Genomic DNA, 11,718 nt, shown 5'->3' with positions numbered 1-11,718 from the left:
GGCGGCTGCACGCTCACCGGGGAGTGCGCCACCGCCTGCCCCAAGGGCATTCCGCTGATGTCCATCACGAACATGAACAAGGAGTGGCTGCGGGCCACGCGCAAGGCGGGCAAGCGGTAGGGCAGTTGGCCGCAGCGCCGTCCCCCGGTCCCGCGGGGCACCCGGCCCTCGATAGGCTGCGCGCATGATCTTCGAGAACAACGGGAGGGAGCGGTTCCTCGAAGCCGTCACGGACTTCGAGGCCGCTGTGCGCGAGCGGGACGTGGACCGTTCGGAGCGCGCGTTCGGAGAGCTGTACCGGAGCATCGGGGAGGCGGGGGAGCAGGAGGTCGGGAAGGCCGCGCCGCGGCTCGCCGCGCTGCTGCCCGACGTGCCCCCGGGGCCGCGCGGCACCATAGCCGTGATGGTCGGCGCCTGCGTGGAACGCGGCGCCGACGCGGTGCCCTGCGCGCCGTACGTCTTCGCGGAGCTCGCCGAGACGCTCGCCGCCGTCGGTGAGTTCTGCGAGCGCTGGGAGGAGACCGGCGGAGGGGACTTCCCCGACCCGGAGGGCGGCGAGCCCGACCCGGCCCTCTTCGACCGGGTGGGGCCGGAGCAGGCCCTGGCCTGGCTGACGCTGCCCCAGTGGGAGATGGCCTCCGTCGCCATGCTCAGCCACGCGGCCGTGCGCACCGCGCTCGACGCGGCCCTGCGCGACCGGCTGCTGCGGGCCGTGGGGAGCGTCGCGGAGGCGTCCGGGCACACCTTCAAGTGTCTGACGTACGCCCTGCTGGTCCTCGACGAGCCGCTGATCGTGCTGCACCGCCCCACCGGCACCGGCTACGCGATGCGCATGGGCGGCATCGGCGACAACTTCCAGCTGCACACCCTGCTCGCCGACGTCCTCGTCGGCGGCGGCCATGTGCCCGGCCGCGCCCCCTCCGCCGAGGAGGCGGCCGTGTGCCGGGACCAGCCCGGACAGGTGCACACCACCGGCTCCTTCAACCTCGTCAGCCCCACCGGGGAGTGGGTGTGGAACGAGGGGACGCCCAGCGACATCCCCGTCGTCGACGGAGTACGGCTGCTCGTCCTCGACCCCCCGCCCTACGAGCGGAGCTGGCCCTCGGGCCGGTTCTTCCCGAACATGACGGGCGACCTCGTCCTGGAGCGGGCGCTCGCCCCGGAGGAGGCCGGGCGGCTGCTCGCCGGGTGCGTGACCAAGGACGGCTGACCGGTCGGTAACCCCGGCGTTCAACATCCCCACATCCACTCTCCTGGCGCAGGTCACGCGCAGGTCAACCGGCATCGGAAGAACAGGAGCGGCGGCCCGTACGCACCCGGTCCGCCCTCTTCCCCCGCCGAACCGGCCCGTGACCAGGAGAGAGCCATGACCGGCGTTTCCACCCTCGACCGTCCCCCGCAGCCCGCGGCTCCCACCCGCTACACCGTCACCCTCGCCCGTGACGAGGCCGACGTGCGTGCCGCGCAGCGGCTGCGGCACGACGTGTTCGCCGGGGAGATGGGGGCCCTGCTGTCGAGCCCGCACCCCGGCTACGACATCGACGCCTTCGACGCGTACTGCGACCACCTGCTCGTGCGCGACACCGCGACCGGGCAGGTCGTCGGCACCTACCGGCTGCTGCCGCCGGAGCGGGCCGCGGTCGCCGGACGGCTGTACTCGGAGGGCGAGTTCGACCTGGCCGCGCTCGACACGATCCGGCCCGGCCTGGTCGAGGTCGGCCGCTCCTGTGTGCACCCCGACCACCGCGACGGCACGGTCATCGGCCTGATCTGGGCCGGAATCGCCCGCTACATGGTCGACCGCGGCCACGAGTGGCTGGCCGGCTGCTGCTCCATCCCGCTCGCCGACGGCGGCGCCCTGGCCTCCGCCACCTGGGAGCGGGTGCGCACCAAGCACCTGGCTCCGGAGGAGTTCCGGGTACGGCCGCTGCTGCCCTGGGTCCCGGACAGCGAGGTCCAGGCCCAGGCCGCGCGCACCGAACTGCCCGCCCTGCTGCGCGGCTATCTGCGCCTGGGCGCATGGGTCTGCGCCGAGCCCGCGCACGACGCGGACTTCGGGGTGGCCGACCTGTACGTGCTGCTGTCGATGCGCCGGGTCAACCCGCGCTATCTGCGGCACTTCCTCTCACTCGTGCCGGCCTGATGAGCGTCTGGCTGCCGAGCGCTCCCTGCACCCCGGGGGCGTGTGTGGAGCCGACGGGGTCCGCGACGGCCGTACCGCGTGCCGTGCTGCGGCTGACGGGGGTCACGCTCCTGGTCCTGACCGGGATCGTGCTGGCCCCGCTCGGCGGGCTGATCCCCGCCGGGCTGGTCAGGCGGTGGTGCCGGGCGATCGTGCGGGCCGCAGGGGTCCGGGTCCGCCTCACCGGCGCCGCCGCACCCACCGGCGGACTCCTCATGGTGGCCAACCACATCTCCTGGCTGGACATCCCCCTGCTGGGCGCCGTGCGTCCGGCGCGGATGCTCGCCAAGACGGAGATACGGCAGTGGCCGGTGGCCGGGGCCCTGGTGGCACACGGCGGCGCCCTGTTCATCGAGCGCGACCGGCTGCGGGCGCTCCCGGAGACGGTCGCCCGCATCGCGGACGCCCTGCGTGACGGCGCCGCGGTCGTCGCCTTCCCCGAGGGCAGCACGTGGTGCGGCCGCGCCCAGGGCCGCTTCCACCGGGCCGTCTTCCAGGCCGCGCTCGACGCCGGGGTCCCCGTCCAGCCGGTGCGGCTGCACTACCGGATCGCGGATGGCGCGGCCAGCACCGCGCCCGCGTTCGTGGGCGAGGACACGCTGTTCGCCTCGGTGTGGCGGGTGGTGTCGGCGCGCGGTCTGGTGGCCGAGGTGGAGGTGCTGCCGGCGATACCACCGGGCACCCACCCCGACCGCCGCACCCTCGCCCGAGCCGCGGAACCGGCCACACACGGGCCCACCTGGACCCACGCGGCCCTGATGACCCGCGACCAGACGCTCAGCGATCGCGCCCGCGCCGGGGCCCGCCCGGCTTCGGGGGCGCGGACGGTGCGCCCGGATTCCCGGGAGGACCTGGAGCGCGCCTGAAGCTGACTGGGGGTGGCCGCCGCGCACGGGCCCGCCCCCAGCAGGCGCTCAGTGGTCGTTGTCGTGGAGCGGTCCGGCCAGGGGCGGGGTCGGGGGCTGTGCGCCCGGGCTTTCGGGAAGGCCTGGGGCCGTGCCGCCAGGTTGCTCGGGGAGCGCCCGCCGTAGGTAAGGCGCCGTGGTGCTGCCCGGGGCCTGTGCCACCTCGTTCGGTGAGCCTGCCGCCATGATCCGGCCGCCCGCGTCGCCGCCGCCCGGGCCCAGGTCGATCACCCAGTCCGCGGCCGCCACGACCGTCATGTCGTGTTCGACGACCACGACCGTGTGCCCGGCGTCGACCAGGCCGTGCAGCTGGCGCATCAGCACCTCGACGTCGGCCGGGTGGAGGCCGGTCGTCGGCTCGTCGAGGAGGTAGAGGGCGTGACCCCGTCGGGCGCGCTGGAGTTCGCTCGCCAGCTTGATGCGCTGGGCCTCCCCGCCGGACAGCTCGGTCGCGGGCTGCCCGAGCCGCAGATAGCCGAGCCCCACGTCGAGCAGCGTGCCCAGGCTGCGGGCCACGGCCGGGGTGTCCGCGAAGAAGTCCGCCGCACTCTCCACGGTCAGGTCGAGGACCTGGGCGATGTTCCGTCCCCGGTACGTCACTTCGAGCGTCTCGGGGTTGTAGCGCGCCCCGCCGCAGTCCGGGCACGGCGCGTAGGTGCTCGGCAGGAAGAGCAGCTCGACGCTCACGAACCCCTCGCCCTGGCAGGTCTCACAGCGCCCGCCCGCCACGTTGAAGGAGAACCGGCCCACGCCGTAGCCCCGTTCGCGCGCGTCGTCGGTGGCCGCGAACACCTTCCGTACGACGTCGAACAGACCGGTGTACGTGGCGAGGTTGGAGCGCGGGGTACGCCCGATGGGCCTCTGGTCCACCGAGACCAGCCGGCCGACCCCGGCCGCCTCCTCGGTGATCTCGCCGATGAGCGTGGACTTTCCGGAGCCCGAGACACCCGTGACCGCGGTGAACACACCGAGCGGGAACTCGGCCGTGACCTCGCGCAGGTTGTGCCGGGTCACCGGACCGACCGTCAGCCAGCCCTGGGGATCCCGGACTTGACGCACCGGCGTGGGCCAGCGGCCGAAGAGGAAGCGCGCCGTCGCCGACCCGTCGACCCCCGCGAGCGCCGTCACCGGGCCGCTGTGCAGCACCTGACCGCCGTGCTCGCCCGCGCGCGGGCCCACGTCCACCAGCCAGTCGGCGCCGCGCATCACATCCAGATGGTGCTCCACCACGAACACCGAGTTGCCCGCGGCCTTCAGCCGGGCCAGGACCGTGAGGAGGGCCTCGGTGTCCGCCGGGTGCAGACCCGCCGACGGCTCGTCGAGGACGTACACCACACCGAACAGCCCGGACCGCAACTGGGTGGCCAGCCGCAGCCGTTGCAGCTCGCCCGCCGAGAGAGTGGGTGTGGCGCGGTCGAGACTGAGGTAGCCGAGGCCGAGCTCGACGACCGGCGCGATACGGGACTTGAGGTCCTCGGTGAGGACACGCGCGGTCGGTGACGAGCCTTCGAGCAGTCCGGCCAGCTCGGCGAGCGGCAGCGCGGCCAGTTCCGCGATCGTACGGCCCGCGAAGGTCACCGCGAGCGCCCGGGGCCGCAGCCTGCCGCCGCCGCACACCGGGCAGGGCGCGCTGGTGAGGAAGCGCTCCGCCTTCGCCCGCAGGGACGCGCTCTTGGAGTCCGAGAACGTCTTCATCACATACCGGTGGGCGCTCATGTACGTGCCCTGGTACGGCCGTTGGATGCGGTCGGCGTCCCGCACCGGATGCACGGTGACGACCGGCTGCTCTTCCGTGAAGAGGATCCACCGCCGCCGCTCGGCCGGCAGCTCGCGCCAGGGCCGGTCCACGTCGTGTCCGAGGGCGTCGAGGATGTCGCGCAGGTTCTTGCCCTGCCAGGCGCCCGGCCAGGCGGCGATCGCGCCCTCACGGATCGACAGCGACGGGTCGGGGACCAGCAACTCCTCGGTCGTACGGTGCACCTGACCCAGACCGTGGCACTCGGGGCAGGCCCCGGCCGCCGTGTTGGGGGAGAAGGCGTCGGAGTCGAGCCGCTCGGCGCCCGACGGGTAGTCGCCGGCCCGCGAGAACAGCATGCGCAGCGAGTTGGAGAGGTTGGTGACCGTGCCGACCGAGGAGCGGGAGGTCGGGGAGGAGCGGCGCTGCTGGAGCGAGACCGCGGGCGGCAGCCCGGTGATCTCCCCGACCTTCGGCGCGCCCACCTGATGGATCAGCCGGCGGGCATAGGGCGCCACCGACTCGAAGTAGCGACGCTGTGCCTCGGCGTAGATGGTGCCGAACGCCAGCGACGACTTCCCCGAGCCGGACACGCCCGTGAACACGGCCAACACGTCCCGCGGGATGTCCACGTCGACGCCCTTGAGGTTGTGCTCGCGGGCGCCGCGGACACGGACGTACGGGTCGTGGGCGCTGTGCATGGGGGGTACTCCGTACGGGCCGGCCGGGCGGGGACAAACCCCGCGATTCTAGCCCGGCGCCCGACGCGCCCCCCAGGAGCGGGGCTCTACGGGTGCGGCGGGATGTCCCGCTCCTGGCCGCCGAGCTCGTCCTTCAGCTTCTGCTGTGCGGTGTCGACCTGGGACTGGTACTTGTTCCCGGTCTTCTCGTCGACGTAGTCGCCGCCCTTGTCGATGCCCTTGGAGGCCATGTCCTCGTGGCCCTTGAGCATTCCCTTGATCTTGTCCATGAAGGACATGGGGTCCTCCCAGCCGGTAGACGTTCCCTCTCCCAGCCTGGTCGGCGCGGACGCCGTCCGCATCTCGGCGGCCGTCCCCGTGCGGGGGTGCCCGCCCTGTGCGAGTTTGGAAGGCGCGTATGCCTGGCGCACCAGAAAGGCCCGTTCCCATGACTACTCCCGGTTTCGGTTTCGGACGCAGCCCCTTCGAAGAGTTCGACGACCTCATGAATCGCTTCTTCGGTGGGTCCGGCCCGGTCTCGTCCGGCAGGCGGGTGCAGCGGGTCGACATCGGCAGCCTGCTGTCGGAACGAGCCCGCGAGCTGGTCGCGGACGCACGCGACATCGCCGCCGTGGAGGGCAGCGAGGAGCTCGACGCACGGCACCTGCTGGCCGCCGCCACCGAGCACGAATCCACCCGCCGGCTGCTGACCGAGGCGGGCGCGGACCCCGACCGGATCCGGGAGCGGCTCGGCACGGCCCAGGGCGGCGCCGAGAAGTCCGAGCCCACCACACTGACCCCGGCCGCCAAGCGCGCGCTGCTGGACGCCTACCAGATCTCCCGCGCCGAGGGCGCCTCCTACATCGGCCCCGAGCATCTGCTGCGGGCGCTCGCCGCGAACCCGGAGTCGGTGGCCGCGCGGGAGCTCAGCGACAGCGGCTGGGAGCAGACCCGGCTGCCCGCGGAGGGCGCGGCGGAGCGCCGCAGGCCCAGCAGCACGCCGACCATCGACGAGTACGGCCGCGACCTCACCGAGGACGCCCGGGCCGGGCGGCTCGACCCCGTGATCGGACGGGACGAGGAGGTCGAACAGACGATCGAGGTGCTGTCCCGGCGCAGCAAGAACAACCCGGTCCTCATCGGTGACCCCGGCGTCGGGAAGACCGCGATCGTCGAGGGCATCGCCCAGCGCATCGCCGCGGGCGACGTCCCCAAGACCCTGGAGGGCAAGCGGCTCGTCTCCCTGGACCTGGCCGGGATGGTGGCCGGGACCAAGTACCGGGGCGAGTTCGAGGAGCGGCTGAAGAAGCTGCTCGACGAGGTGGGCGAGCACGGCGACGAACTGGTGCTGTTCCTCGACGAGTTGCACACCGTCGTGGGCGCCGGCGGGGGCGGCGAAGGCGCCCTGGACGCGGGCAACATGCTCAAGCCCGCCCTGGCCCGCGGCGAACTGCACCTCATCGGCGCGACGACCGTCGACGAGTACCGCAGGCACATCGAGAAGGACGCCGCGCTGGAGCGCCGCTTCGCCCCCATCCTGGTCGGCGAGCCCACCGTCGACGACACCATCGAGATCCTCCGCGGTCTGCGCGACCGCTACGAGGCCCACCACCAGGTCCGTATCACCGACGAGGCGCTCGTCGCCGCGGCCGAGCTGTCCGACCGCTACATCACCTCCCGCTTCCTGCCCGACAAGGCCATCGACCTGATGGACCAGGCCGCCGCCCGCGTCCGGCTGCGGTCCAAGACACCCCTGTCGGACACCCGGGACATCGAGGACCGGATCGCCGCCCTCAACCGGGAGAAGGACCAGGCGGTCGCCGACGAGGAGTACGAGCGCGCCAAGGAACTGCGCGACCGGATCAAGGACGCCGAGGAGCAGCTGGCCGGGTCGGACCGGGCCGAGGAGCACGCGCCCAAGGTCACCGCCGAGGACATCGCCGAGGTCGTCTCCCGCACCACCGGCATCCCCGTCGCCCAGCTCACCGAGGAGGAGCGGGAGCGGCTGATGAAGCTGGAGGAGCACCTCCACGAACGGGTCGTCGGCCAGGACGAGGCGATCACCGCGGTCGCCCGGGCCGTCCGCCGCGCCCGCGCCGGCATGAGCGACCCCGACCGCCCCGTCGGCAGCTTCCTCTTCCTCGGCCCCACCGGCGTGGGCAAGACCGAACTGGCCCGCGCGCTCGCCGCCGCCCTCTTCGGCGACGAGAACCGCATGATCCGCCTGGACATGAGCGAGTTCCAGGAGCGGCACACCGTCTCCCGGCTGGTCGGGGCGCCTCCCGGATACGTCGGCCACGAGGAGGCCGGCCAGCTCACCGAGGCCGTGCGCAGGCAGCCGTACGCCGTCCTGCTGCTCGACGAGGTCGAGAAGGCGCACCCGGACGTCTTCAACACCCTGCTGCAACTCCTCGACGACGGCCGCCTCACCGACTCCCAGGGCCGCACGGTGGACTTCAAGAACACCGTCGTCATCATGACGTCGAACATCGGCGCCGACCGGATCCTGACGTCCGGCGTCGAGGACTACACGAAGGTCCGCGAGTCGGTGATGCCGATCCTGAACCGGCACTTCCGGCCCGAGTTCCTCAACCGCATCGACGAGATCATCGTCTTCCGCGGCCTGGACCGCGCCCAGCTGCGCCAGATCGTCGACCTGCTGCTGGAACACACCCGGCGCCGGCTGCACGCGCAGGACGTCTCGATGGAGGTCACCGACGCGGCCGCCGACCTGCTCGCGAACATCGGCCACCAGCCGGAGTTCGGCGCCCGCCCACTGCGCCGCACCATCCAGCGCGAGGTCGACGACCGACTCGCCGACCTGCTCCTGTCCGGTCAGCTGAACGCGGGCGACCGGGCCGTGGTGGACGCGGCGGACGGCGCGATCGCGATCCGAACGGACCAGACGGCCGCGGTCTGAGGACGCCATCCCGACACACCTGGCACGCCGGACACGCCGGGCACGCCGGGGGCGCTCAGGGGCCGAAGCTCCACACATTGCCCACCGGCCGCCCGTCGCGGCGCAGCACCGTGCCGAGCAGCGCGGTGAGTTCGGCCTCCACCTCCGCGACGAGGTCGGGGCCGAACACGCACAGCGACTCCTCGCGGAAGTTGCCGTACGTGCCCATCCGCAGGTCGCCGCTGACCTGGACGACGTTCTCGTCGACGAGGTAGGAGCAGCCCACCCAGCGGGGCTGCCCGGGGCCGCCGACCCGCGTGGGGTCGCAGCGGGAGCCGCTGATGTACCACTTCAGGCGGTAGAGCCGGTCGCCGGGTCGCCCGCAGGCCCGCAGTCCGCGCGCGATCACGCGCTCGACCTCGGCGAGCAGCGGGTCCTGCGGGTGGTCGACGGCGGCCATGTGGAAGGCGACCGAGCCCGGGGGCTCGGCGATACCGTCGTAGGCCGTCTCGTACGTCACCTCGAAACGCTCCTCGAAGCGCTTCCAGATCTCGTCGTGCTCCGGCTCCGACAGGAGTCGCCGGGACGGACGTTCCCTGGCCGGCTCACCGGGCGGCGCCCAGCGGTACGTGGTCACACGGGCGGCCTCGTGGAAGCCCGCCGCGAGATGGGCCGGCACGAAGGCCGCCGGCGCCTCGGCGACCAGCCGCGTCGACCGGACGGACCACCGGGAGCAGAACGCCACTGCGGCGTCGAGCAGTTCGGGACGCGGGCCGGTCGTCCCACCGATCGCGGTGAAGTCGGTGTCCCGCACCGCCTCCAGCCAGAGCACGTCCACGACCCGGCCCGCACCCTCCAGAACGAGGGCCTCCCAGTTCTGCCCGTCGGCCTCCAACTCCGCGAGCGCCCGGCGCTGTTCGGGAGCGTCGGCCGCCATGCGGCGCACGGACTCCCGGCGCGGTTCGTCCTGACCGGCGAAGTGCGACCGTACGACCGCTCCGGGGCAGGCGGGCACGTCGGCGACGTCGGCGATCAGCAGGGCTCGCGGTGGTCCCGGAGTGAACCCCGCGGCGGACAGCGCCGCGGGCAGGGCGGGTCCGTCGTGGTCGTACACCTTCCACTCGACCGGCTCGACACGCTCGGCGAAGGCCGCCTGCTGGCGCCGGACCAGCCCGTCCAGGTCCAGGTCCGCGCCGACCAGCGACGCGTGGACGACGGTCCCGTGCGTGCCGTGGTGGACGCGCACGAGCGGTCCGTCCCGCTCGACCCAGGTGCCCCATGGCTCCCAGGGGCCCTCCGGGGGCGCGGCACCGCGGATCTGGCTCTCGTACCCGGCCCACAGCAGCGCGGAGGTGGCGGTCACTCGGTGTTCTTCTCCAGGTTCGCGATCCCGGCGAGCCGCCGGTAGGAGTCCAGCAGCGCCGATCGGTCGTGTGTGCTGGTCGTGACGAGGATCTCCTGGGCGCCGGTGGCTTTCAACAGCATTTCCAGCTCGTCGGCCACCTGCTCCTCGGTGCCCGCGATGTGCCCGGCCAGGCCGGACTCGTACAGGCCGCGCTCCTTCGCGGTCATCGTGCGGGACTCGATCCGCTCGGCGGGCGGCAGGGGCGGAAACGTGCCGTGGGTGCGCGCGTACGCCATGGACCAGGCCTCCGGGACGAGCAGGCGTCGGGCCTCCTCGGGGGTGGCGGCCACCGCGATCGTGCCGGAGACGACGACGTACGGCTGTGACGCCCAGGGCGAGGGCCGGAACCGGACGCGGTAGTGGTCGATGCCGCGCAGCATCTTCTCCCGGTTGCGGAGGTCGCCGATCACCATGGGCAGTCCGGCGCGGGCCGCGATGCCGGCGCCCTCGCCCATGGCCAGCACGAACGGCGGCACGCGCAGCCCCTCCGCCGGACGCGCGTGCACCCCGGTGGGGGAGGTCCCCTCGAACCAGCCGAGCAGTTCGTCCAGTTGTGCCGCGAAGTCCTCCGCGTCGTCCTTGCCGCGCCCCAGCGCCCTGCGCACCCCGTCGGTGAACCCCACGGACCGGCCCAGACCCATGTCGATCCGCCCCGGGAACAGTGACTCCAGCACCCCGAACTGCTCGGCCACGACCAGGGGTCGGTGGTTCGGCAGCATCACTCCGCCGGTGCCGACCCGGATCGTGCGCGTGGCCGCGGCCACCGCGGCGGCCAGCACGGTCGGCGCGGACCCGGCGACACCGGGCACGCCGTGGTGTTCGGAGACCCAGAACCGGTGATACCCGAGCGCCTCCAGCTCCCGCGCCAGCACGACGGTGTCGCGCAGCGCCTCGGCGTGCGTGTGCCCCTCCCGGGTGCGGGAGCGGTCGAGAACGGAGAAGCGGGCCGAGGCGACGGCGGAACTCACGACAGCGGAACTCATACGAGGTAGAACACCGCGGCGCCCGCGGGATTCCTCCCGGTGGGTCGTCGTGGTCGGCGCCGTGCATTCCTCCGCCCGGGTTCCGGGAGCCGTCGGCGATTAGGGTGGCCGGGTGACTGACAGCAGTACGCGGCCGCTCGCCGTGTTCGATCTCGACAACACGCTCGCCGACACCGCGCACCGGCAGCGGTTCCTCCAGGACAAGCCGAGGGACTGGGAGGGCTTCTTCGGTGCGGCGTCGCTGGATCCGCCGCTCACCGAGGGCGTGGCGCTGGTGCTGGAGTGCGCGCGGGAGTGCGAGGTCGTGTATCTCACCGGGCGGCCCGAGCGGTGCCGGCCCGACACGGTCGACTGGCTGGCCGCCCAGGGGCTGCCCGAGGGACGTGTCTTCATGCGGCGCGACGCCGACCGCCGGGGCGCCCGTCACACCAAGCTGGAGATCCTGCGGCGGCTCGCCCGTGACCGTGAGATCCGGGTCCTGGTGGACGACGACAAGCTGGTGTGCGAGGACGCCGAACGGGCCGGATTCACCGTCGTACGGGCGCGCTGGGCCGACCGGTCGGCCGCCCTGGAGGACGCCCAGGAGCGGGAGGGGCGGACCTGAGCCGGCCGGGCACGTCGGGTCCCGGCCCCGGTCGGATCAGGTCTCGTCCTCGATGCGGAAGCCGACCTTCAGGCCGACCTGCCAGTGCTCGATCTGCCCGTCCGCGATCTGTCCCCTGACCTGTGTCACCTCGAACCAGTCCAGATTGCGCACGGTCTGGGCGGCACGGGCGATGCCGTTGCGGATGGCCTTGTCGACGCCCTCGGGGGAGGTGCCGACGATCTCCGTGACCCGGTAGGTGTGGTTGGTCATGCGGGTGCTCCTCTCTCCGTGACGGATGTGTCACGCGTCACTCCACCGTGCCGTATGTGGAGGCGGAGCGCGA

10 protein-coding genes and 1 pseudogene are annotated in these 11,718 nt (G+C 73.0%); 6 read left to right on the top strand and 5 right to left on the bottom strand.

Going from position 1 to position 11,718, the window contains the following annotated elements; all coding sequences use genetic code 11:
- The 4 genes and pseudogenes from AB0I54_RS24190 to AB0I54_RS24175 form a co-directional block, all read left to right on the top strand.
- Positions 1-120: pseudogene (locus tag AB0I54_RS24190) on the top strand (succinate dehydrogenase/fumarate reductase iron-sulfur subunit); the annotation flags it as partial.
- Between the two features lie 64 nt (positions 121-184).
- Entirely contained in the window at positions 185-1,210 is a 1,026-nt protein-coding gene (locus AB0I54_RS24185; RefSeq protein WP_363298199.1) for a hypothetical protein, read from the top strand.
- 156 nt (positions 1,211-1,366) lie between these two features.
- Positions 1,367-2,143, top strand: coding sequence for a GNAT family N-acyltransferase (locus tag AB0I54_RS24180; RefSeq protein ID WP_363298198.1), 777 nt, complete (start codon positions 1,367-1,369; stop codon positions 2,141-2,143).
- Complete coding sequence (locus tag AB0I54_RS24175; protein ID WP_363298197.1) at positions 2,143-3,048, top strand: lysophospholipid acyltransferase family protein; 906 nt, start codon at positions 2,143-2,145, stop codon at positions 3,046-3,048. The genes AB0I54_RS24180 and AB0I54_RS24175 overlap by 1 nt, the downstream gene beginning before the upstream one ends.
- A 48-nt stretch (positions 3,049-3,096) precedes the next feature.
- Here AB0I54_RS24175 and AB0I54_RS24170 read toward each other — a convergent pair whose 3' ends face one another.
- Together AB0I54_RS24170 and AB0I54_RS24165 are read right to left on the bottom strand one after the other, a co-directional pair.
- Positions 3,097-5,523 carry an excinuclease ABC subunit UvrA gene (locus tag AB0I54_RS24170; RefSeq protein WP_363298196.1) on the bottom strand — a complete coding sequence of 809 codons (2,427 nt, stop codon included), beginning with the start codon at positions 5,521-5,523 and terminating at the stop codon, positions 3,097-3,099.
- An 86-nt stretch (positions 5,524-5,609) separates the two neighbouring features.
- Positions 5,610-5,801 carry an antitoxin gene (locus tag AB0I54_RS24165; protein WP_363298195.1) on the bottom strand — a complete coding sequence of 64 codons (192 nt, stop codon included), beginning with the start codon at positions 5,799-5,801 and terminating at the stop codon, positions 5,610-5,612.
- A gap of 149 nt (positions 5,802-5,950) precedes the next feature.
- Between AB0I54_RS24165 and AB0I54_RS24160 the strand changes: the two genes are divergently transcribed.
- Entirely contained in the window at positions 5,951-8,422 is a 2,472-nt protein-coding gene (locus AB0I54_RS24160) for an ATP-dependent Clp protease ATP-binding subunit (RefSeq protein ID WP_363298194.1), read from the top strand.
- Positions 8,423-8,477: 55 nt separating this feature from the next.
- Here AB0I54_RS24160 and AB0I54_RS24155 read toward each other — a convergent pair whose 3' ends face one another.
- Together AB0I54_RS24155 and AB0I54_RS24150 are read right to left on the bottom strand one after the other, a co-directional pair.
- Positions 8,478-9,764, bottom strand: a complete 1,287-nt coding sequence (locus AB0I54_RS24155) for a DUF2716 domain-containing protein (protein ID WP_363298193.1) — start codon at positions 9,762-9,764, stop codon at positions 8,478-8,480.
- A complete protein-coding gene (locus AB0I54_RS24150) occupies positions 9,761-10,774 on the bottom strand; it encodes an LLM class flavin-dependent oxidoreductase (protein WP_363298211.1) in 1,014 nt (337 codons plus the stop codon). The genes AB0I54_RS24155 and AB0I54_RS24150 overlap by 4 nt, the downstream gene beginning before the upstream one ends.
- 127 nt (positions 10,775-10,901) lie before the next feature.
- Here AB0I54_RS24150 and AB0I54_RS24145 point away from each other — a divergent pair, with 127 nt between their 5' ends.
- Complete coding sequence (locus AB0I54_RS24145) at positions 10,902-11,393, top strand: hypothetical protein (protein WP_363298192.1); 492 nt, start codon at positions 10,902-10,904, stop codon at positions 11,391-11,393.
- Between the two features lie 36 nt (positions 11,394-11,429).
- On the opposite strand, the gene AB0I54_RS24140 is transcribed toward AB0I54_RS24145, so the two are convergent.
- Positions 11,430-11,645: a dodecin gene (locus tag AB0I54_RS24140; protein WP_263214961.1), complete on the bottom strand. Its 216-nt coding sequence runs from the start codon at positions 11,643-11,645 to the stop codon at positions 11,430-11,432.
- Positions 11,646-11,718: the final 73 nt, after the last annotated feature.

The organism is Streptomyces sp. NPDC050625 (assembly GCF_040654755.1).
Classification (GTDB): domain Bacteria; phylum Actinomycetota; class Actinomycetes; order Streptomycetales; family Streptomycetaceae; genus Streptomyces.
Note: the sequence above shows the minus strand (reverse complement) of the source record. Positions and strands in the feature narration are given on the sequence as shown.